General features: G+C 45.4%; 25 protein-coding genes. 1 reads left to right on the plus strand and 24 read right to left on the minus strand.

Annotated elements, in window-relative coordinates; all coding sequences use genetic code 11:
- Positions 1-22: 22 nt before the first annotated feature.
- The 17 genes from V1499_RS13770 to V1499_RS13850 form a co-directional block, all read right to left on the minus strand.
- Complete coding sequence (locus V1499_RS13770) at positions 23-1,129, minus strand: prephenate dehydrogenase (RefSeq protein ID WP_409270471.1); 1,107 nt, start codon at positions 1,127-1,129, stop codon at positions 23-25.
- Between the two features lie 13 nt (positions 1,130-1,142).
- The gene (gene hisC / locus V1499_RS13775; protein ID WP_409270472.1) at positions 1,143-2,246 is read right to left on the minus strand and encodes a histidinol-phosphate transaminase; all 1,104 of its coding nucleotides are present in this window, start codon (positions 2,244-2,246) and stop codon (positions 1,143-1,145) included.
- A gap of 106 nt (positions 2,247-2,352) precedes the next feature.
- Positions 2,353-3,438 (minus strand): 3-dehydroquinate synthase, encoded by a 1,086-nt coding sequence (gene aroB / locus V1499_RS13780; protein ID WP_409270473.1) that lies wholly within the window; start codon positions 3,436-3,438, stop codon positions 2,353-2,355.
- The gene (gene aroC / locus V1499_RS13785; protein WP_409270474.1) at positions 3,438-4,607 is read right to left on the minus strand and encodes a chorismate synthase; all 1,170 of its coding nucleotides are present in this window, start codon (positions 4,605-4,607) and stop codon (positions 3,438-3,440) included. The genes aroB and aroC overlap by 1 nt, the downstream gene beginning before the upstream one ends.
- Before the next feature lie 179 nt (positions 4,608-4,786).
- Positions 4,787-5,233 (minus strand): nucleoside-diphosphate kinase, encoded by a 447-nt coding sequence (gene ndk / locus V1499_RS13790; protein WP_409270475.1) that lies wholly within the window; start codon positions 5,231-5,233, stop codon positions 4,787-4,789.
- 119 nt (positions 5,234-5,352) lie between these two features.
- The gene (gene hepT / locus V1499_RS13795) at positions 5,353-6,315 is read right to left on the minus strand and encodes a heptaprenyl diphosphate synthase component II (protein WP_409270476.1); all 963 of its coding nucleotides are present in this window, start codon (positions 6,313-6,315) and stop codon (positions 5,353-5,355) included.
- 41 nt (positions 6,316-6,356) lie between these two features.
- A complete protein-coding gene (locus V1499_RS13800; protein WP_409270477.1) occupies positions 6,357-7,061 on the minus strand; it encodes a demethylmenaquinone methyltransferase in 705 nt (234 codons plus the stop codon).
- Positions 7,062-7,066: 5 nt separating this feature from the next.
- Positions 7,067-7,852 (minus strand): heptaprenyl diphosphate synthase component 1, encoded by a 786-nt coding sequence (locus V1499_RS13805; RefSeq protein WP_409276302.1) that lies wholly within the window; start codon positions 7,850-7,852, stop codon positions 7,067-7,069.
- Between the two features lie 226 nt (positions 7,853-8,078).
- A complete protein-coding gene (gene mtrB / locus V1499_RS13810) occupies positions 8,079-8,315 on the minus strand; it encodes a trp RNA-binding attenuation protein MtrB (protein ID WP_409270478.1) in 237 nt (78 codons plus the stop codon).
- A gap of 31 nt (positions 8,316-8,346) precedes the next feature.
- A complete protein-coding gene (gene folE / locus V1499_RS13815) occupies positions 8,347-8,913 on the minus strand; it encodes a GTP cyclohydrolase I FolE (RefSeq protein ID WP_409270479.1) in 567 nt (188 codons plus the stop codon).
- A gap of 254 nt (positions 8,914-9,167) precedes the next feature.
- A complete protein-coding gene (locus tag V1499_RS13820) occupies positions 9,168-9,440 on the minus strand; it encodes an HU family DNA-binding protein (RefSeq protein ID WP_316569784.1) in 273 nt (90 codons plus the stop codon).
- Positions 9,441-9,911: 471 nt separating this feature from the next.
- A complete protein-coding gene (gene spoIVA / locus V1499_RS13825) occupies positions 9,912-11,390 on the minus strand; it encodes a stage IV sporulation protein A (RefSeq protein WP_409270480.1) in 1,479 nt (492 codons plus the stop codon).
- Between the two features lie 266 nt (positions 11,391-11,656).
- Positions 11,657-12,388 carry a hypothetical protein gene (locus V1499_RS13830; protein ID WP_409270481.1) on the minus strand — a complete coding sequence of 244 codons (732 nt, stop codon included), beginning with the start codon at positions 12,386-12,388 and terminating at the stop codon, positions 11,657-11,659.
- A gap of 5 nt (positions 12,389-12,393) precedes the next feature.
- Entirely contained in the window at positions 12,394-12,594 is a 201-nt protein-coding gene (locus V1499_RS13835) for a DUF2768 domain-containing protein (protein WP_409270482.1), read from the minus strand.
- Positions 12,595-12,806: 212 nt separating this feature from the next.
- Positions 12,807-13,850: an NAD(P)H-dependent glycerol-3-phosphate dehydrogenase gene (locus V1499_RS13840; protein ID WP_409270483.1), complete on the minus strand. Its 1,044-nt coding sequence runs from the start codon at positions 13,848-13,850 to the stop codon at positions 12,807-12,809.
- A gap of 19 nt (positions 13,851-13,869) precedes the next feature.
- Positions 13,870-15,180, minus strand: a complete 1,311-nt coding sequence (gene der / locus V1499_RS13845) for a ribosome biogenesis GTPase Der (RefSeq protein WP_409270484.1) — start codon at positions 15,178-15,180, stop codon at positions 13,870-13,872.
- A gap of 206 nt (positions 15,181-15,386) precedes the next feature.
- Positions 15,387-15,998 carry a hypothetical protein gene (locus tag V1499_RS13850; protein WP_409270485.1) on the minus strand — a complete coding sequence of 204 codons (612 nt, stop codon included), beginning with the start codon at positions 15,996-15,998 and terminating at the stop codon, positions 15,387-15,389.
- 103 nt (positions 15,999-16,101) lie between these two features.
- Between V1499_RS13850 and V1499_RS13855 the strand changes: the two genes are divergently transcribed.
- The gene (locus tag V1499_RS13855) at positions 16,102-16,245 is read left to right on the plus strand and encodes a YpzI family protein (protein WP_409270486.1); all 144 of its coding nucleotides are present in this window, start codon (positions 16,102-16,104) and stop codon (positions 16,243-16,245) included.
- A 65-nt stretch (positions 16,246-16,310) separates the two neighbouring features.
- Here V1499_RS13855 and rpsA read toward each other — a convergent pair whose 3' ends face one another.
- From rpsA to prsW, 7 genes are all read right to left on the minus strand, one after another.
- Positions 16,311-17,450: a 30S ribosomal protein S1 gene (rpsA, locus tag V1499_RS13860; RefSeq protein WP_409270487.1), complete on the minus strand. Its 1,140-nt coding sequence runs from the start codon at positions 17,448-17,450 to the stop codon at positions 16,311-16,313.
- A 152-nt stretch (positions 17,451-17,602) separates the two neighbouring features.
- Entirely contained in the window at positions 17,603-18,196 is a 594-nt protein-coding gene (locus V1499_RS13865) for a lysophospholipid acyltransferase family protein (protein WP_409270488.1), read from the minus strand.
- Positions 18,193-18,873, minus strand: coding sequence for a (d)CMP kinase (cmk, locus tag V1499_RS13870; RefSeq protein WP_409270489.1), 681 nt, complete (start codon positions 18,871-18,873; stop codon positions 18,193-18,195). Before cmk ends, V1499_RS13865 begins: the two co-directional genes overlap by 4 nt.
- A gap of 415 nt (positions 18,874-19,288) precedes the next feature.
- Entirely contained in the window at positions 19,289-19,468 is a 180-nt protein-coding gene (locus tag V1499_RS13875; protein WP_409270490.1) for a YpfB family protein, read from the minus strand.
- 49 nt (positions 19,469-19,517) lie between these two features.
- The gene (gene ypeB / locus V1499_RS13880; RefSeq protein WP_409270491.1) at positions 19,518-20,867 is read right to left on the minus strand and encodes a germination protein YpeB; all 1,350 of its coding nucleotides are present in this window, start codon (positions 20,865-20,867) and stop codon (positions 19,518-19,520) included.
- A gap of 14 nt (positions 20,868-20,881) precedes the next feature.
- Positions 20,882-21,583, minus strand: coding sequence for a spore cortex-lytic enzyme (gene sleB, locus V1499_RS13885; RefSeq protein ID WP_409276303.1), 702 nt, complete (start codon positions 21,581-21,583; stop codon positions 20,882-20,884).
- Positions 21,584-21,778: 195 nt separating this feature from the next.
- Positions 21,779-22,471: a glutamic-type intramembrane protease PrsW gene (gene prsW, locus V1499_RS13890; protein ID WP_409270492.1), complete on the minus strand. Its 693-nt coding sequence runs from the start codon at positions 22,469-22,471 to the stop codon at positions 21,779-21,781.
- Positions 22,472-22,530 lie beyond the last annotated feature (59 nt).

The raw sequence follows: 22,530 nt of genomic DNA on the forward strand, positions 1-22,530 counted from the left end.
TCGCGCACCTCCAGGATCATCTTTAAAGTTCATACGAGGTAGGAAAAGATGCGCATGCTTTAATGCACTTCTCCGCCCTCTCCCTATCCTTTTCAGTCTGAAAGCTAATGACAAGGACACCGTTTATATCTTCTCTCGTTTCGATAATCCGGATATTCGTAATACTGATCTTTTCTTCCGCAAGATAGCCAGTTATTTCGGAGATTACCCCTGGATAATCCGGAATGTCGACATACAAATCATAAAAAGCCGGAATCGCTCCCTTTTCTTTCACAGGAAGCCCGTCCCGGAACTTTTTGGCTTCCGAAAAATAGGCGGCCAGCGCCTCTTCATTGGATTCAAGGAGGAGGCCGCTTATCCGGTCCATTTCCTTTCGCCATAAATCGAGTAATTCAATGAGCACTTCTTTATTGTGGAGCAGGATATCACGCCACATTTCCGGGCTGCTCGATGCAATCCTTGTAATATCCCTGAATCCGCCAGCAGCAAGCCTTGGGAGCAATTCATTCTTCCCGGTCAGGCTTTTTGTCTGATGGACAATCGAAGCCGCTATGATATGTGGAAAATGGCTTATGACACCCGCCATATAATCATGGTCTTCAGGAGAAAGTTCCAGGAACCTTGCTTTGGTTCCTTTCAGCCATTCCATTAGCATAGCGGCACTTTCCCTTTCATGGGAATCTTCCGGAGTCAATATGTAAAAAGCATTTTCGAAAAGGATTTCTTTTGCTGCCGTAATTCCGCTTTTATGCGACCCAGCCATGGGATGCCCGCCGACAAACGAAATACCTTTTTGTTTTAAAGAGGACGCGAGACGGGTTATTTCCTTTTTTGTACTGCCGGTATCAGAAATAATGACCGATTCCTTCAGCGGGCACGATTCCAGTTCCTTTATAATTTTTGCAGTTTCCCTGACAGGCGCTGAAATAATGATTAAATCCGCATCCTCTGCCCCTTCGCTAATGGTTCCGGAAATGACATCGATGGCGCCAAGCATTTTTGCAAGTTCCGCCTGTCGCTTCCTAACGTCAAACCCGAATACCTTCGCATTCGGGTGTGCTTTCTTAATGCAAAGTGCCAATGACCCGCCAATAAGCCCTAATCCGATGATGAAAACATTGCCTTTCAATTTTCGCACTCCCTTATACAATCGCCCTGGATTGTTTTTCAAGGAATGCTTCAACTTCCTTCAATAACGTGTCAACCTGGCTTTGTGAGCCTACTGTTATCCTAACGCTTTCCGGGAAGCCAAGCAAGGCTCCGGACCGTACGATGAAGCCGCGTTCGAGCAAAGATTGGAAAACACGGTTTGCATCCATGCGGAAATTAATCAGGATAAAATTTCCCTGGGACGGGTAGTATGGAAGGCCATGCTTTTCACAAAACTTGTAGAACATTTCAAGGCCATTCCGGTTTATCTCTCTGCACCGCCCAACAAAATCCTGGTCTGAGAGCGCCGCTTTTGCCGCCTCCTGCCCTAGGGTGTTGGTATTGAACGGCTCCCTTGCAGGCTCTAGAACCTTGATAATCGACGGATTTGCAATGCCATAGCCAACCCTCAGGCTTGCAAGGCCATAGATTTTTGAAAAAGTCCGCAAGGCTATAACATTCGGAAACTTTTCAGTTAGCGAGATTGAATCATGGAAATCCGCTGCTGTGACATATTCATAATACGCCTCATCAATGACTACCAGTATGTCTTCAGGTACCTGTTGCAGGAACGAATCCAAGTCCTTATTCGGAATATAGGTACCAGTAGGGTTATTTGGGCTGCAAATCCAAATTACATTTGTATGTTCATCGATTGCGTCCAGCATCTTTGGCAAATCATGCTGTCCATCAACAAGAGGAACCTCTCTTACTTCAGCACCTTCCAGCACGGCATTATGCCGGTATTGGGGAAAGGTTGGCGACGCCATGACCGTATTTGCTCCCGGATATAACAAGGCTCTAGAAATAATACGAATCAGCTCATCCGATCCATTCCCGAAAATGAGCCTGTCTGTGGAAATCCCTAGCATAGCAGAAAGAGCTTCCCTCAAATTTCCCGCATGCCCGTCCGGATAAAGGGCAAGGCTTTCACTGAAGCTTTGAATACGCTCCATTGCTTTGGCCGAACAGCCAAACGGATTTTCATTTGAAGCCAATTTAACGATTGTTTCCAAACCGTATTGTTTTTTTACAGAATCAATGGATTTGCCTGGCTGATATGGAGTCAGGTTTAATAATTGCTTCTTCCAGCGCATTTCAAACACCTCGTAGTTGTTTTTGCCTCGCTGCTTTAACGCTTTAAAGTTAGTGCGAGTTTTTCTTTCCATTCTAACACAGGCAAATCGGGAAGTCAGTTTTTTTTTATTTTTTCGAACTGAAGAAATTATCCAACAATGATTCAATCCGTGAATCGCTTAATTCTTTCAAGGATGGTTTTCCTATTTCCTCGAGAAGGACAAACTTTACTGAACCGGCAACGGCCTTTTTATCCTGCTTCATCCTTTTGATTAAACCTTCTCGAGTAAGGCCTGGTGGAAGGGAGGCCAGATAGCCGAGCTTTTCAATCCAGGCACGGAATCCCTCCACGTCAATGGCGAGTCCTGCCTCTGACCTGCTTGCTTCCAGAGCGAATAGCATGCCAATCATGACCGCTTCCCCGTGGGTAATGTTCCCATAACCCATTTCTGCTTCAATTGCGTGGCCCAGTGTATGCCCAAAGTTGAGATAGGCACGGATGCCGTTTTCCTTAACATCCTTGTTAACTATCGAAGCTTTTATTTGAATCCCTTTCGCCAACATCGTTTCATATTGATGGGAAGAGATGCTTCCAAGATCTTGAATGGTGGTTTTCAGCCATTCGTATAGGGCTGAATCCCCAATTAGTCCATGCTTTACAACTTCGGCAAAGCCTGAACGGACTTCATTTGGAGGAAGGCTTTTTAAAAAAGACAAATCATAGAACACGGCATCAGGCTGATGAAAAGCGCCAATCATGTTTTTCCCCTGCCTATGGTTGATCCCTGTTTTTCCTCCCACTGAACTGTCATGTGCGAGTACAGTCGTCGAAATTTGGACGAACCGGATGCCTCTCATAAAAGTCGCCGCAACAAAACCTGCCAAGTCTCCGATTGCTCCACCCCCGAGGGCGATAATAATCGATTTCCTGTCCAGCCCTTCTTCCAGGGCGCATGTCAGAGCCTCGTAATACGCCTCGATTGTTTTTGCTTGTTCCCCGCTGGGTGCAGTAAACACGGATGGATGATAGGCTTTTAATTGTTCCAAAACATTTGGCAGATGGATTCTTGCAACGTTTTCGTCTGTAATGATAAGCAATTTCGTGAAACTTCCCGCCTGCTTTTCCAGATAGTTTCCCAGCATCAAAACTGCCGTTTCACCGATGAAAACCGGATATTTATTTAATCCGGCACTGATTTCCAGTGTCTTCATCAAAATGACCTCGTGCGATCCCTGTGGTTCTGGATTTCCTCAAGAAAGACATCGACCCGGTCTGAATTGAATTGTTCAACGAGGGCACGAGCGATTTCCCAAGCCACAACGCTTTCGGCCACTACCGCGGCCGCAGGGACGGCACAGCTGTCGGAGCGTTCAATGCTTGCGGAAAAAGGCTCTTTTGTTTCAATATCCACGCTTTGGAGCGGTTTGTATAAAGTAGGAATTGGTTTCATGACACCCCTGACAATAATCGGCATCCCATTGGTCATCCCGCCTTCAAAGCCTCCAAGGCGATTCGTTCTCCTGGAATAGCCGTTTTCTTCATCCCAAATAATTTCATCATGTACTTGTGAGCCTGGAATTTCGGCAGCTTTAAAGCCAATCCCGAATTCGACCCCTTTAAAAGCGTTAATGCTTACAATCGCGCCGGCAATCCGTGAATCCAGCTTCCTGTCATAATGGACATAGCTCCCGACTCCAATCGGCATCCCCGTTGCTGTCACTTCAACTACGCCGCCAATTGAATCGCCATTTTCTTTCGCATTGTCAATAGCTTCCATCATCTTCTGCTCCGCGCCCGGATCAAGGCAGCGAACCGGAGAGGCTTCACTTTTTTCCTTCATTTCTGCCATGGACAGTTCCGGAACCCTCGCTTTTACACCGCCGATTGCGGTTACATACGAAACAATTTCTATGCCTGCATGTTGTAGCAGTACACTCGCAACCGCGCCAGCCGCTACGCGTGCGGCCGTTTCCCTGGCGGATGAACGTTCAAGGACGTTTCTCATATCACGGTGGCCGTATTTAATTGCGCCATTCAAATCGGCATGGCCAGGGCGAGGCCGTGATATTCTTCTTTTTACTTCCGCCTCCGCCTCTTCATCAATTGCCTCCGGTCCCATTATATGGGTCCAGTGCTTCCAGTCATCATTTTTTATCACAAGAGCGATCGGAGAACCCAAAGTCTTTCCATGGCGGACTCCCCCCACAATTTCCACTACATCTTTTTCAATTTGCATCCGACGGCCTCTGCCATATCCTTTTTGTCTGCGGGCTAGATTCTCATTAATTTGTTCAGCTTGTATTGGTAATCCTGCTGGTACGCCTTCGATGATTACAGTCAACTGGGGACCGTGTGATTCACCTGCGGTAAGATATCTCATGTTTTGATTTCCCCTTTTAGAATTTATTAAAGCTATGTTACAAGTCATTGATCATTTTGTCACGAGGTAGTTTTCACCCATGCTGTGATTCCGGCTTTTAATTAGCCATTCAAATGCGAATCTAATTATAAGAAAACGTATACAAAAAGGGCACTCGTTTTGACAAGTGCCCTTTGGGATTAATATACCCAGTCGTTGATTAATTTTGAATACTCAACTAGCTCTTCCTGTTTGAAGAAGATGCCGATTTCGCGTTCTGCGCTTGCAGGAGAGTCAGAGCCGTGAATGATGTTCTTGCCAACGGCCAGGGCGAAATCTCCCCGGATCGTTCCAGGAGCCGCATCCTTTGGATTTGTGGCACCCATCATTTGGCGGGCTGTCGCGATAACGTTTTCACCCTGCCATACCATGGCGAAAACCGGGCCGGAAGTAATAAAGTCAACCAATTCACCGAAAAACGGCCGTTCTTTATGCTCCCCATAATGCTCCTCAGCCAATTCGCGGGGAATATTCATTAATTTAGCTCCAACAAGTTGGAAGCCCTTCTTTTCAAAACGGGCGACGATTTCGCCGATAACAGCTCTCTGTACTCCGTCCGGCTTAACCATTAAAAACGTTTTTTCCATTGTTTCCACTCCTAAAAAATATGTATCGAAATTTCCTGTATAGGCATTCCACGAAAATGTTATCATTGTTTAGTAAATTACGCAAGATTGAAGAGGCGGCGTATCTTTTTTCGTAAGAATCAAAATTTTCTTTTCCCAATAAAATTAGTGATATCCTTCAAAGTTTTTTTCGCCCGGTTCTGGGGCAGCTCGTCAAGGATGGCCAACGCCTTTTCCAAATAGCGGTCACTTAACTCACGCGACTTTTCAATGGCACCCGATTTTTTAATCGCTGCGATAACTTCATCGAGGCTTTCCCTGCAGGTATGTTCGTTAACTTTGACAATCATTTCCTTTACAAGCGGATCGGCCATTGCATAAAGGACAGGCGCTGTAATATTACCCTGGAGGAGGTCGCTTCCGGCAGGCTTTCCAAGTTCTTTCTCCGATGAGGTAAAGTCAAGGATATCATCGATTATTTGATAGGACATCCCGACATAGTAGCCGAACAAGTATAGCTTTCTGCTGATTTCCTCGCTCCCATCGGCGGCTATCGCCCCTAGCTGGCAGCTAACAGCAATAAGGAGGGCAGTCTTTCGTTTGATTCTCCTGAAATAATCCCTCATTGTTTGGTCGAACCTGTATTTATCCCTGATTTGCTGAATCTCGCCGACACAAACCTCGACAATCGTATTTGCTAGGATTTTATGGGCCTTTGGTTTATCGATTGAAGTCATTAATTCGAGGGAAAGGGCCAATATATAATCACCGGTATACATCGCGATCCGATTGCCCCACTTGGATTTAATCGTAGGCTTGCCTCTCCGCAGTTCAGCGTCATCGATTACATCATCATGGACCAGTGAAGCCATGTGTATCAATTCAAGTGAAACAGCGACGTTCTTTATGGCCTGGATATCATAGTTTCCGAATTTGGCAGCAAGCAAAACAAAAACAGGACGGATCCGTTTTCCGCCCGCCTGGAGGGTATGCAAAGAAGCCTTCCGCAACAGCAAGGATTCCGCCTGAATTGTTTCTTCAAGTGTATTCTCGATTAAGGTAAGATCGGAATTTAAAAATGAAGTCATCATTTTTAATTTCATAGAGGCATTCACCCTGCTTTTTTAGTTAAAACTTCTTGTATCTAATTTTTTTGCCCTAAATGTACGGCAGCCGCTCCACCGCTGTAAGGTTTAAACGAAACCTTATGGAAGCCCGCCTTCTCGAACATGCCGGCAAGCTCCTTCGCTCCCGGGAAATCACGGGCGGATTCCTGGAGCCAGGAGTATTCATTATAACTTTTCGCGAACATCTTTCCGAATAACGGCATGATGTGCTTGAAATAGAAGAAATACAGCTGCCTGTATACGGGCATCGTCGGCTGTGAAGTTTCCAGGCAGACTGCAAGGCCGCCCGGCTTAACAACCCTGTGCATTTCCTTTAGTACCTGCATATAATCGGGAACATTCCTGAGCCCAAAGCCAATCGTTACATAATCGAATGCATTATCGGGAAATGGCAGCTCCATTGCATTTCCGTGTATAAGGGTAGCCTGGGGGAGATTAAGGGAGTCGATTTTTTGCTGGCCAATCTTGAGCATATTCTTGCTGAAATCCAGGCCGATAACTTCCCCATCCTTCCCAACGGCTTCGGCTAGGGCAATCGTCCAGTCAGCCGTTCCGCAGCATAGATCAAGGGCTTTTGAGCCTGGGCGGACATTCATTCTTTTCATCGTGTCCTTCCGCCAGGCAATATGCTGCTTGAAGCTGATTACGGAATTCATTTTGTCATAATTGTCATAGATGCTTTCAAAGACCGAATGTACCCGTTCTTCTTTGGAACGTTCCATGCTCCTTAACCTTCTTCCACGAATATTTTAATTTCACCCAGCAATTCTTCGGCCCTGCTTCTTACTGCTTCATTGATGTTTTTCACGGCGTCCATCCTTGCTTTCAGTTCAATCCTCAAGGAGACGATTTCATGGTCAAGCAATTCGACAAGGGTACCTGAATTTCGATTTCCTCCATGCACATCCTCTAATTCAACGACTGCTTCCAGAGCATCAAAGAAGGGTGAAATCCCGTCACTTAAAAAATCATTTCTTTCCTTAAGAAGCCTTTTAATAAGAAGAAAGCTTTCGATAAAAGGTATCCAGGCATCCCTGCCGAAAAAGCCGAAAAATTTTGCAAGGACGGAAGACTCAATGCTTTTAATGCTATCGAGAAGCAGTCCTACCGACTTATATTCTTTTTGGTAAAGCAGGGTTTTATGCTCATTTACTATTTTAATCCCTTTTGAAAGGGAACGAATCATAAGGATATCATCCGATTCAGCCAAATGCTTATAATATAGCCCACTGTAATAATCTCCCGCAAGGACGGTCAACTGCCGTTCCTTCGTGCCTGCAAGGGACTGTGTATTCGTTACGTGCTCATGAATGTCCAGGGCGATTTGTACAAGCGTGGCTGTAAGGGCATAGTTTTCCCTTTCCCGATCGGTCAAGTCCAGCCCTTCCATCGCCGAAACAAGCAACAAAAGCTTGTCGGAATCTATTATGGGGACTTGTATGTATTTTAGCAGATAGGGATGAAGGACCTTTTTCTCAATCTTGCCCTTTATCTCTGCAATTTTGCTGTTCATTTCCTGCACATTAATCACCCCGGGGTATGCCTAAGCTGCGCCAGCACTTTTGAGCGGGAAGATTTAAATCCAACCGGAAAAGATCCTCCTCTCGTCCTAAACATAGCAGACATCATTATATCACAAATCTTTTTTCAATGGGGAAGTTTCCTAAAATAATAGTAGTCTCCTTGGGCAAAGCCAAAAAAACAACAGAACGGCTGAATGGAGCCGTTCTGGGTGGAGTTTATTTCCCGGGTCCGCTTTCCACTTCGCCTACACTTGTTAGGATGGTCGCTTTGCCCCTGATCTTCATTGCCGAGGTGTGTTCCGTAAATTGGGCAATCATGACTTCACCTTTGTCCAGTTTTTCGGAATGGTGGAACCTTGTGTCCGTTCCCCTCGTCAAGCCGATGACGCTAACGCCGTCCTCAATCGCCTTTATAACAATGAAGTCCCCTGTTTGCTGTTCCCGTTTTTCCATTTCCATCACCTCCGACGAGCGGGTTTACTTATCAGTTATTGATAAAGGATAAAACTTCCGATCTCGCAATTGCATTTTCAACAAAAATTCCGCGGACGGCGGACGTGACTGTTTTTGATCCCGGTTTTTTAACCCCGCGCATCGTCATGCACATATGCTCCGCTTCAACGACTACCATTACACCGTGTGGTTGAAGCTTATCCATTATACTGTTTGCTATATCGGAAGTAATTCTCTCTTGGAGCTGAGGGCGTTTCGCAACAGCCTCGACTGCCCTGGCCAATTTGCTCAGTCCGGTAACTCTTCCATTTCTCGGCAAGTAGGCAACATGCGCCTTTCCGAAAAAGGGGACAAGATGATGCTCACACATTGAGTAAAAAGGAATATCCTTTACCAGCACCAGCTCTTCGTGGTCCTCCCCGAAAATCGTCTCAAAATATTCACCGGGATTCTGGTTCATCCCGCTAAAAACCTCTTCATACATCTTCGCTACACGTTTTGGTGTATCCAATAGCCCTTCGCGGTTTGGATCCTCCCCGATCGCTTCCAGGATGGAACGGACCGCCTGCTCTATCTGGGCTTTATTTACGGTTCCCATTTACTTTACCCCCTACTGTTATCATGCAAGTCTACTCCATATTAGCATAACCATTTTATTGCAGGCAAAATGATATGCTTTTTGCGGTATTCTATCATTATCATCGCTTAGGCCAGCAGTTCGTAACTTGGCCAACAGGGCTTTGCGGGACATATACCGAGCCTCTGGATCTTTGAAGCTATGCATGGCTATAAAGATGAAAAAGCCATGGATTCCTCCATGGCTTTTTGCGCCCAAAGCACAATTCTATGTAATTATTTCACAGCGTCTTTGAGTTGTTTGCCCGGTTTGAATGCCGGCACCTTGCTTGCAGCGATTTCGATTTCGTCGCCAGTTTGCGGGTTGCGGCCCTTACGAGCGGAGCGTTCGCGAACCTCGAAGTTTCCGAATCCGATCAAAGAAACTTTGTCGCCTTTTTTAAGTGCTTCCAAAATGGAATCAAAAACAGCATCAACCGCTTTGGTAGCATCCTTCCTTGAAAGTTCGCTAGCCTCTGCTACTGCATTGATAAGTTCTGTCTTGTTCATGCCATTCACCTCCTCCCAAATAATTTGCCCAGTGAGTAGATACTATTACTTATCTACATTTCTAAACAAATTTCATCAATTCTATACGCGAAAGCGTATTTTAATTGACAAGGCTAATCATATAGCAAGCCTTGTGGGATTTCAATCGTTTTGATAAAAAAAACTAAATGAAAACCCAATGAAATAAAGGCTTTGTGCTTTGTAAGCTAATTCTGTTAAAAGATTATCACAATCACTTGTTCTAATCAAGAATATTCCTGTTAATAGTGGAAATCTTTTTACTTTTTAATTAGCTAGGGATGAAAAATGTCGAAGTATGTCTAATTTTCTTAGAATATTCCCATTTGAACTGTTATTAAAACATGATACGGTAAAAAATCAAAAAAAAGAGAGGCCTGATTAGACCGCTCCAAATCATGTTTCATTTATAAAGGCGGGAGGGAAAACCTGGAATTTCCTTGTTTGCCAGTACTACAGAATAATGGCAATCAATCCGCCTGATCCCTCGTTTATGATCCTCTCTAGCGTTTCTTTCAATTTATATCTTGCATTATCTGGCATAAGGGATATTTTTGCATGAATCCCTTCCCTTACGATTGAACTGAGGCTCCTGCCAAAAATATCGGAGTTCCAAATGGAAAGCGGGTCATCCTCAAAGTCCTGCATCAGATAGCGTACAAGCTCTTCACTTTGTTTTTCCGTGCCGATAATCGGTGCGAATTCGGATTCCACATCGACCTTGATCATATGAATGGAAGGGGCAACCGCTTTAAGCCTCACGCCGAAGCGGGCGCCCTGGCGGATGATTTCCGGTTCTTCAAGGCTCATATCCGAAAGAGTTGGGGAAGCGATTCCATACCCGGTCTGCTTTACCATTCTGAGCGCATCCGAAATATGGTCGTACTCCGCCTTGGCATGAGCGAATTCCTGCATAAGCTCAAGAAGATGGTCCTTACCGCGGATTTCGACGCCGACGATTTCTTTCAGGATTTCATCATACAGTTCGTCCGGCGCATAAAGGTCGATTTCTGCGACTCCCTGGCCCATCTCAATTCCCGCAAGCCCTGCCCTTTCGATAAAATCAAAGTCGCTGAATTGGTGTACAACCCTGTCGACATCCCTCAGCCTCTTTATGTCTTTCACCGTATCCCTGACCGCTTCCTGATAACTTTCGCGCAGCCAGTGATTCTCCCTCAAAACCATAACCCAGCTTGGAAGGTTTACATTCACCTCAAGTACCGGGAATTCATAAAGCGCTTCTCTTAGAACGTTCAGTACATCCGACTCACGCATTCCCTCCACGCTCATCGCAATGACGGGTATATCGTATTTCTCCGCGAGGCTGGACCGAAGCGCTTCAGTATTCGGATGATGCGGCTGGGCGCTGTTCACCACCATGATGAAAGGCTTGCCTACTTCCTTCAGTTCATTAATGACCCTTTCCTCCGCATCAAGGTAGGATGTCCGCGGGATTTCACCGATTGTCCCGTCTGTGGTAATAACCACGCCTATTGTGGAGTGTTCCTGGATAACCTTCCTTGTACCGATCTCTGCGGCTTCGTGGAAGGGAATCGGCTCCTCATACCACGGGGTTGTAATCATCCGCGGTCCGTTTTCATCCTCATACCCCTTGGCTCCCGGAACCGTATAGCCAACACAGTCTACCAGCCGGATATTAACTTCAAGTCCCTCATCTACGTACACAGCAGCAGCCTGATTAGGGACAAATTTTGGCTCGGTGGTCATGATTGTTTTTCCGGCAGCGCTTTGCGGCAGTTCATCCATTGTCCTTGCCTTGTCCGCCTCGTTGCTCATATTGGGCAGGACAACCAGTTCCATAAATTTTTTAATAAATGTGGATTTGCCGGTCCTTACAGCCCCGACAACCCCGAGATAAATATCGCCGCCTGTACGTTCGGCAATATCTTTAAAAATATCTACCCTTTCCAAGAGATCCCCTCCCGATCCTAGAATAAGTGGGATAATCGTATCCATTTTAGGTATTGTTGGACAGTATATGTTTATGATGTTGTCCTATTGTTTTATGCGTTAGTTTAGTATTTTTATTTTTTACCTCCTCGAATTGGCCTGTTTTTATAAGTGGCTCTGCAAATCAATGCAAATTGGAATCAAAAAAAACCCTTCTCCTGTAAATATATTAAACAGGTAAAGGGTTATGACTGTTAATCGCGGTAATCAGAAATTTTGCTATTTTACTAGCTTTCCATGAAAACAGGCTCCCCGTTTTCGGCATCGATTGTATAGGGAAGCGAGTAGGCTGGAACAAACATTGAATCATCGGTAAGGACGGATCGAATGTCATCGCCCGGCTTGTAATCGCGGGATGAATTTTGCAGGAACATGTATAGGTCACTGCTATAGTCAACATAAATTTCGCCCTTAGGACCAATGACGAACGAGAGATTATTCTGCGTGAACGGGCTTACCAAGTAAGGAGGTGTTTTATACCCCAACTTTTTAAAATCAAGGGAATACACATGTTTAGCGAGCGCTTCCTTGAATGGAGGATAGCGGTTTGCGCTGATTCTCATCTTTAATTCCCGGATTTGGTCAGCTATCCGCAAATCCAGAAGCTTTACTGTCGGTTTCGTTTCAACATCGATCAGGACATATTGGAAAATTCCGCCGTTCTCAAATGCATTCCCTGGCGGTTCCTGAATATAGCGCGGTGAAATTTTCGAAAAGTCAATGAGATACTTTTCATAAATCGGCGTATCGGCTTCCTTTGTTTTTATAGGTAGAATCCCGCCGTTATCCTTCTGGAAGCTTTCAACAGCAGCCTGGACCGATTCAAGTTGTTCTTTATAAGGAATTTGGTTCTTGGCAAGCTCATCGCTCGGATACATGCAGCCTCCCAGGAGCAGAATCATTAACGCCGGCAAAGCCAGTCTGGCAATTTTCATCTTTGACCAACCCTCTTTAACCATATTCGCTATTCTCCAGTAGGTCCGCTAACCACTACGAGGAATATGATAATACCTGATAATATCATTAGCCCATACGCAAATAGGGCCGAAACGAAGCGAAGAACGCCTTTTAATTTGTATCTGCTTAAATAGATTGTAATAATCGAAATAAACATGAACCCCATTGCGGCAAGAGATACCCACATTTTCATTAATGCCGGTGACAAAGCACATCCCCCCTTTTAACGAGAGTAATTATATCATAGCCCGCAACTGGGTGAAAGGGAACGGGCCCGGAGCAAAAAGAAAAGAGCAAGGGGGCGATTCCTTGCTCAAAGAATGACTAAATTACCCAAACACGTTCACACTACCAGTTTGATTCGTTGCATTGTATGCTGTAAAAAAAGCAAATGCATCACCAATCGCCCACGTTTCGGAATTAAATCGATTCGCTTCCATGTTCGTTCAGTATATTCGTCAAATCTTCCATCTCATGCGTTTTTCCCCGCGCCATCAACAATTCAGCGCCTTCTTTCGCGGGAAGGCCCTCGAATAAAACCTTATGCAAAGTCTCTGTAATCGGCATTTTTACCTCATATTTTGCGGCAAGCTGGTAGGCGGCCTTCGTTGTACGGACGCCCTCGACGACCATTCCCATATTATCAAGGACTTCCTCAAGCGTCTGTCCTTTCCCAAGGAGGTTTCCCGCCCTCCAGTTCCTTGAATGGACGCTTGTACACGTTACAATCAAATCTCCAATGCCCGCAAGCCCGGAAAACGTTAATGGATTTGCTCCCATCCTCACTCCAAGCCTTGCGATTTCTGCCAGCCCTCTTGTCATCAAGGCTGCTTTCGCATTATCTCCGAAACCAAGGCCATCCGTTATGCCTGCCGCAAGGGCTATAATGTTTTTCAATGCGCCCCCGATTTCCACCCCGATAATATCGGGATTGGTGTATACCCTGAAGTTTTGATTGATGAAAAGATCCTGGATCCTATCCGCCTCGACTATGTTTTCCGAGGAAACGGTCACAGTGGTAGGGTGCCGCAGGCTCACTTCCTCCGCATGGCTAGGACCTGAAAGGACAACGATGGCGGCAAGAAGTTCAGGAGGAACTTCCTCCTTAATCATTTCCGATATGCGAAGCAAAGAATCAGGCTCGATGCCTTTGCTGACATGGACAAGTGTAAGAGGCTGTTTCCGTGTTTCCCGAATTTTCCCTGATACCTCTCTAATCGCTTTTGTAGGTACGGCAAGGATAACTGTATCCACGCCTTCGAGAGCATCTTCAATCGATGCGGTAGCATGAATGGTTTCGGGAATTGTTATCCCTGGCAAGTATCGTTCATTGGAACGAATCGTATTAATTTCCTGAACCTGCTGCGGATTATGGCTCCAAAGCTTCACTTTGTGGGAATTATCTGCAAGGACAAGGGCAAGGGCTGTTCCCCAGCTGCCCGCTCCCAGGACTGCAATTTCCATTCAGATCACTACCTTTAATTTATTTTCTTTCCCTGGCATATATCCTGATTGGGGTCCCCTCAAAGCCAAATGCATCCCGTATCCTGTTCTCCAGGAACCGCTCATATGAAAAATGCATCATTTCCGGATCATTTACAAACACAACAAACGCAGGGGGCTTTACGGCCACCTGGGTAGTATAATAAATCTTCAGCCTTCGCCCTTTATCGGTTGGGGTTGGATTCATCGCCACGGCATCCATGATGATATCATTCAGGATTGTTGTCTGTACACGCATCGCATGATTTTCACTCACCATATTGATGACTGGGAGAAGCGTTTGAACCCGCTTTTTTGTCTTGGCCGAAAGGAACACAATGGGCGCGTAATCAAGGAATTGGAAATGTTCCCGGATTTTTTCTTCAAATTCTTTCATTGTCTTCTCGTCTTTTTCGATTGCGTCCCATTTATTCACGACTATGACAACTGCCCTTCCGGCTTCGTGGGCGTATCCGGCGATTTTTTTATCCTGTTCGATGATTCCCTCTTCAGCGTCCAACACGACAAGGACAACATCCGACCGTTCAATGGCCCTCAATGCTCGGAGGACGCTATATTTTTCCGTACTTTCATAAACTTTTCCTTTTTTCCTCATACCGGCAGTATCGATAATAACGTACTCCTGGCCTTCATGCTCGTACACCGAATCAATCGCATCGCGTGTCGTGCCTGCTATGTTGCTAACAATGACGCGTTCTTCACCAAGAAGCGCGTTTACGAGTGATGATTTTCCCACATTGGGCCTCCCAATGAGGCTGAATTTAATGGCGTCTTCCGGATACTCATCATTTTCGAATTTAGGAAAATGCTTCGCCGCCTCATCTAGAAGGTCTCCAAGTCCAAGCCCATGCGCGCCAGAAATAGGAAACGGCTCGCCGAACCCAAGTGTATAAAAATCGTAAATATCCGCCCGCATTTCCGGATTATCGATTTTATTCACTGCTAGTACAACAGGCTTCTTCGTTTTATAGAGAATTTTCGCCACTTCTTCATCAGCTGCGGTAACCCCCTCACGGCCATTCACTAGGAAGATTATGACATCGGCTTCTTCAATGGCTATTTCAGCCTGATGCCTGATTTGCTCCATGAAAGGTTCATCGCCAATGTCGATTCCCCCTGTATCAATAATATTAAAGTCATGTGTCAGCCATTCGGCCGAGCTGTAAATTCTATCCCGTGTAACTCCAGGAATGTCTTCTACAATTGAAATCCGTTCTCCGACAATCCTATTGAATATCGTTGATTTGCCAACGTTTGGGCGTCCGACAATCGCAACTGTTGGTTTTACCATTCAACTCACCCTTAACTTTACATTTTAAATTGGCAGTACTTGTTCGTGTTGGTGCCTGGTATGTTTATTCCTATTAAATAAACCCTTCTGGCATGTGGAAGGGCTTAACTTAATTATAGTATCAATGATAAGGCAATAGCGCAATGAAAACATCCCTGGCCTATACAGGGTACAAGTCGGCCAATAATCATCATAAGTGAATTCATTCATCTGGAAGATTTCCTGCCTTTTTCAATCGGTTTAATCGATGATCCGAGCCATACGGAAAATCTTTCGATCGCGCTCCAACTAACCGTAACTGCGGCCACAAGCGACAATGTATCCAAAAATGCGAATCCCCCCGCCTCAAATGGCAGAGTATTTTTCTGGAGGACGAGAGCATATAATATTTCTCCTTGAACCATCCCAATTACGGCCACGAGCAGCCTCCATTTCAGCTGCCGGTAGAGGATTGGCACGAGTAAAGCAAGAACGGATGCAAGGAACCATTCCTTTTTTATAATAAATACAACCGGATCGAACAGTTCAAAAAAGCTTATTGAACAATATAAAAGAGACAAGATAAAAGAACAAACAATGAAATATGCCTTTTCTTTCCCGTTTGCCCTGACAATATGGATAAGCGAGTATAGAAAAATGCTTATCCCACCCATAAACAACTTCGAATCCCCGGCCTGGACATGAAGCGGCGAAGCAATGATTGAAAGCAAAATTGCAGCCTGCAGACCCCTCATTGACCGTAAACGCCCGTCAGCTAAAAACAACAAATAAATCCACGACAGCCACGCTGCCATATAAAAAAAATACCCCTCCATCATGCCTACCTCCTATCTTTACCAGTATGGTAAATGGCATGCATTTTCATACAAGGATTAATATTCTTTGTTCGGCAAATAATTACCTTAGTGGAGGTGATAGGTGATGGGAAAAGACAGGCAGGAAAAAAAGCTGCGGGAAAGCGGCAGGGTTGAGTCGGATCGGGATCAGTCGCTTCATTACCCCGGGGCAACTGGACTTCAGACGCCGGAAGAAGCCAGGAAGATGAATGACGGGAAGAAATCGTAAACGGAATTCAGAAAGGGTTCCAAAGAAAAAAAGCTTCCGCGTTTTCGCGGAAGCTTTTTTAAAACTTATTTTTTTAAATCCTTTAGTTTATCGCCAAGCAATTCTCCGAGCTGGAAGCCTTTTGATTCCTCCGGCAGCTCATAATCCACGTTTTCTTCCGCATCACGTTCCAAAAGATCCTTGATGCTTAGGGATAACCGCTGTTCCTTTTCGTTCACATCAAGCACCTTGACCTGGACTTCCTGGCCTTCTTTCAGAACCTCATGTGGCGTACCGATATGTTTGTGGGCGATTTGCGAAATGTGGACAAGGCCTTCCACACCAGGGAATACTTCAACGAATGCCCCATATGATACTAATCTTCGGACGGTTCCAGTCAACACACTGCCCTTTGCCGCCTTTTCAGAAATATCAGCCCATGGCCCAGGGAGTGTTTCCTTGATGGAAAGGGAAATTCGTTCGTTGTCACGGTCTACATTCAGAACCTTGACCTGGACCTTCTGGCCTTCCTGGACAACGTCCCCAGGTTTTTCAATATGCTCATGGGACAGCTGGGAAATATGAACAAGGCCGTCAATTCCGCCGATGTCGACAAATGCCCCAAAGTCGGTAATTCTTTGGACTGTTCCTTCGATTACCTGCCCAGGCTGGATGGTTTCAAGAAGATCCTGTTTCTTTTTGCCTTTCTCTTCCTCGACAACCGCCCTGTGCGAGAGGATCAGCCTGTTCTTTTCCTTATCAAGCTCAACTATTTTAAAGGATAGTTCTTTTCCTTTATAATCCGAAAAATCCTCGACAAAATAAGCCTCGACCAGTGAAGCAGGAACAAAGCCGCGTACTCCGAGGTCAACAACCAGCCCGCCCTTGACTACATCCTTTACTTCAGCGTCGAAGACTTCCCCGCTCTGGAATTTTTGCTCAAGGACATCCCATGCCTTTTCGGCGTCAACCTTGCGTTTGGATAGGATCAGGGCTTCTTCCTCTACCTTCATAACTTCAAGTTCAAGGGAATCCCCTTCCGCCACTGCATCTGAAGCTTTCTCAATATGAATGCTCGACAATTCGCTAATTGGAATGATTCCATCTAATTTGCTGTTTTGAATATCGACAAGTACCTGTTTTTCTTCCACTTTGGTCACTTGCCCAGTCACCCTGTCTCCAACTTCAAAATTCCCGACTTCAATGTGATTCAAATCTTCCGACATATGTACTCCTCCTTAACCATTGGCTGCCCTTTGAAATATATAGATGCGGCGCATGCTGCACATGCATGCGGCGCCCATCTTAATGGCTGCGATTCCAAGAATATTCAAAAAAATATTCCTTTGTAATAACTTCTTACAAAAGGGCTTTTTTGTCAAGCGGAAACCCCTTTGTGTTCCTCAATAAGTTTACGTATTTCCGCCATGATTAATTCAGTCGCAGCTTCTGGGGACGCTTTTTCTCCCCGCAACCGTTCCATGTCGATTGGTTTTCCGTATATGACCTTAAGCCTTTTGAATGCTTTGTACGGACCAATGATCGCACAAGGTACGACATGGGCGTTGGACCTTAACGCAAAAAAGCCCGCGCCTGCCAAACCTTCGCCCAATTCCCCCGTCTTGCTTCTTGTTCCCTCAGGAAACAATCCTAAAACCTCTCCGGCTTTTAAAACTCCAAGCCCCTTCCTAAGAGCCTCTCGGTCGCTCATTCCCCGCTTCACGGGAAACGCGTTGCAGGCTTTGATAATATCCTTCAGGACTGGTACGGAAAAGAGTTCTTCCTTGGCCATGAAATGGACCGGCCGTGGAGCGGTGATGCCTACCACGGGCGGATCAAGGTTATTGATATGATTGGAGCAAAGCAGCACTCCGCCTTCTTTTGGGAAGTGTTCGAGGCCTTCCACTTCATACCTGTATATTGGTTTTAACGCTGTGTTTGCGACGAATCTGGCAAATGAATAAAAAGTCATCTTTTTCCCACTCTCTCTTCCACTAGCGCCATTATTCTTTCTACAACATCACTAATGGAAAGGGATGTTGTATCGATTTCAACCGCATCTTTAGCCTTAACTAGGGGAGCGACCTCCCTTTCGGAGTCAAGCTTGTCCCGCCTGGCAATATCTTTTTTCAGCGTTTCAAGGTCGGAATCGATCCCTTTCTGAACATTTTCAGTATGGCGGCGGATAGCCCTTTCTTCCACACTAGCGAGGAGGAAAACTTTAACCTCTGCACCAGGGAGGACATGGGTGCCGATATCGCGTCCATCCATGACGACGCCTCCAAATGAAGCCAACTTTTGCTGCCTGCTGACCATTTCTTCCCTAACTTTTCGGTGCATTGCTACGATGGAAACCGAGTTGGTTACATCGGAATATCGGATTTCGCTCGTAACATCTTTTCCATCCAGAAGAACGAGTTGTCCAGTATCCGATGGGAGAAGGTCTATATCGCTATTCAAAAGGATACCAAGCAGGATATCTTCCCTCTCGAGATCAGCCCCCTGTTTCAGTGCTTTATATGTAAGTGCCCTGTACATAGCGCCAGTGTCGATATAAATATAAGAGAGCTTTTCCGCAACAATTTTCGCTACTGTACTTTTTCCTGCGGCGGCAGGCCCGTCAATCGCAATTGAAATTTTCTTATCCATGTTTCCTCCTGTTACCGTTCTGAAGCTCATTTGTGCACGATTCCCGGTTTTCCTTTTTTGCCTTCAATAATCCATTCTACCATATAATGAATGAATGCTCTTTTAAAATGCGATATTTTTTCCGAGGCAATTCCCACCACCCGGAACAACCCTTTTTCGTAGTTAGATATCTTATGATAAGACATTCCGGACAGAATAATTAATGGGCAATGAACAAAATGCGCAAGCGCCTTGGTCAGCCCCGACCAGCATAAGACGGGGCCCGCAGGACGGGCCAGCCCTCCGGAGGGAACCGGCTTATGACCTCGAGGGGCTAGGCGCTGGAGCTGGATTACAATAACTTATTTTGAGTTATCCACAAGGATCAATTTAAAAGTTTCCTTAAAAAAGAAAAAAAGGCAGGAATCACCTGCCCTTACTTTTCACGGAAAACTTCAAGCATGTCTGAATGGTTCATTTTACCTGTTCCCTCGTATTTGGTGATTGCTTTTAACTCGGGCAGAATGCCAAATTGGTGGATAAAAATCTGGGCAAGCAAAAGAAAGATGAACTGCGCGACCGCTGCCTTGATAAGAATCCGTTCCGCAAACTTCATTAAACTCCACTCCTAATTCCACAAGGTTTTTACGCCGGCGAAATATCAGCTAGACTGCGTCATCAAACATTTCCTCCGCATTTTTCATCTTATCCACCCTTTCCTCTTCGCCAGTGGCGGCGTTGATGAAAACCCTGTACGTATCGTCACCCAGTGTTCCCAGGAATTCATAGCATAATACTTCACGGTTAAAGTCGTTCAATATGATTGCCTGCCTCTCTTCCATGATTTTTACTTTCGGATTTATTTTCTTTCTGGCTTCGTTGATTTCCATTGCAGGGCTCTTGAGTTCCCGGACAGTCCTGGTCTTTAAATAATCATCGGCAGCAAGCCCTACAGGCAAGCCATTATCGAGGGCCACCTTTATTTTTATTGATTCGGGATAAATTCTTACATTTTCCTGCTTTGTTACAAAGGTAAACACTCCGAGGTTATCGTATTGGGCACTCTCGGACAAAACGAGTGATTGGTAGTTATTTTCCTTTAGAAATTTAGATGCCCTGTTAGCGGCCTCGTTTAAGGAAATTTTTTGTTTGCCAACCGGGCGGTTGTTCAGGAACCAAACCGGATAGCCTCCTTTTTTGGTAATATCCATGCTTGCTTCCATTCCGGTTTCGGTGTTTTTGGCTGATACGGTGTAAAAACCATAACGAGAGCCCTTCCCACTTTCAGAAACTTTCGTCTTCGCCTTACCGTCAAATCCAATATACTTTCTAGCCGTCGCAACAGCCTGCGTTTTCGTGATTTTCTTCCCATGAAGGTTGCTGAAATTGGTGTCCTTTTCTTTCATGCTGACAAATTCGGGGCCAAAATCAGTTTCTTCGTACCCGGAAACTGTTTTTTCGACTACCTTGAACCCATCAATGATTGTATTGTCTGAGTTCTCTTTTCCTGAAGCAAGGGCAAGCTCGACATCCATCCAGCGTAAATTGTTTTTAAGTACCAGATGCTGTACTTCCCTTAGTTCACCCTGAATATCCGCAGATTGCTTATAAAGGGTTTGGAGCGCCTTGTATTCCTTGTCGTTCAAAGGTTTTTTGTCCAGGTCCCGAACGGCGGTCCTGTAACTGAATTCGCCCACATTTGAGAGAAATTCCTCCGTCTTGTTAAATGGCATAAGTGATAGCGGAAGCTGGCCAACATTTTGGCTTGCCTCCGAAGTGATTCGCCATACTTCGGCTAGGGAAGGGGAAAGCGATTTGCGTGAATTCATGGCAAGGGTAGTCCCCAGCTTGTCATTAAGCAAATCAACCCTGTATGATAATTCATGGAAAGCCTGCTGATAATTGTTTTCGGCGTTTATAAGGACTGCGTTTTTCTCTTTCCGTTCCTGGTAACCCCAATAGGCCGTACCAGCCAGGCCAATTGCCAGCAGCACGATAACGATGTTTCTAATCATTTCCGCTCACCCTCTTATTTACAGAATATATGCCTTCCGATCCGCTTGATTTGCGGCCTCGACCAGATCCATTTGCTTGTCGCAGTATCAGGATTGAAATAATACAGTGCATTGCCTGTTGGGTCCCAGCCGTTAATCGCGTCAAGGACCGCCTTTCGTGCAGTTTCATTGGGTGTAAGCCAGATTTGGCCATCAGCAACAGCTGTGAATGCGAGCGGCTCAAAGATTACCCCCGAGACAGTGTTTGGAAACGATGAGCTTTCAACCCTGTTCAAAATGACAGCCGCGACAGCAACCTGCCCTTCATACGGCTCTCCCCTCGCTTCCCCATAGACCGCGTTGGACATCAGTTTAATGTCGTTTTGCGAATAGCCATTCGGGACATTCGCCGCTTTCGGCTTTGCCGCTGCCTGTTTTTTCGCCCCTCCACTTGGCATATTCTTGGTTGCCTTAACAAGTTTCGCCTTTGTGGCACTCCCTGCAAGCCCATCTACGGGGAGGCCAAATTCGTATTGGAAATTCCTAAGCGCCCAATACGTGCTCCAGCCAAAAACCCCGTCAATCTCTTTCGTATAAAAACCGATAAATTTAAGACGCGATTGCAACTCTATTACATCCTGGCCCACTGCGCCGTGCTGGATTACCTGGGGGCTGAAGGCGTCCGCATTTTCGGTAGTCAATAGGAACACTGGAATGATAAGCGAACAAATAAACAGACGGGCAAGGAAAAATTTTCTTTTCTTCACGATTCATACCTCCAAATGCTTTTCATTTTCCATTAAGGCTATTTTCTGTTTAAAAGGGAGTTTTATTCAAAAAAAGGGCGTGTTTGGAAAATGGAAGAAAGATTCTATTTCCTATGTTCCAAAAATCATGCAAGCACCTTGTCAGGTAAACATAAAAAAGCCCCTTCATTGTGTATGAAGAGACTTTTGCGAATTGTATTGTTTTTTCATATGCACAGCGCTGGCTGCCCTTGCCTTTTTGACTTTTCGGAGGCCAAGCCACCATAAGAAAATCATGAAAGGCATGATGTAATAGAGCCAATCCTCCTTGGCCATCAGGATGTAATCATACGAGCCATGCAGAAAAACAGGGATGAAAAGTGAAAACCATATCCACTTCGAGGTTCGTTTTTCACTGAACTTGCTTTTACCCATATAATAGCCCATTATTACACCGAAAAGGGCATGGCTTGGAACAGGAAGAAGGGCTCGGCCGATCGCATACTCAACCCCATTTCCGACTAGGTAGAAAATATTCTCAACGGAAGCAAATCCAAGGGAAACAGCTGCCCCATAAACGATTCCATCGAATGGTTCATCAAAAGCAATGTGCTGGTATATCACATAATACAGTATAAACCATTTAAAAAACTCCTCGAATAATCCGGCGGAAACGTAGGCCTGTGTCCAGCCCTGAGTCAGGATATTTTCGGTTTGCAGGACGTGTTGCAGGAACATAATCGGAAAAACCAGCAGGGCCCCGAACATGAAAGCCCTGAATACAACCGGTATAGGTTCGGACTCAACTTCATCCTTTAAATAAAAGTAACTTAACAACGCCAGGCCGGGTGCAATCCCGGCAGAAAAGATCACCAGCATGCACTGCCCTCTTTTCTAAATGGACGGGGATAATTCCCCTTTTTCTTACATGGTACCAC

Origin of the sequence: Neobacillus oceani (genome assembly GCF_046237595.1) — a bacterium.
Lineage (GTDB): Bacteria > Bacillota > Bacilli > Bacillales > Cytobacillaceae > Bacillus_D > Bacillus_D oceani.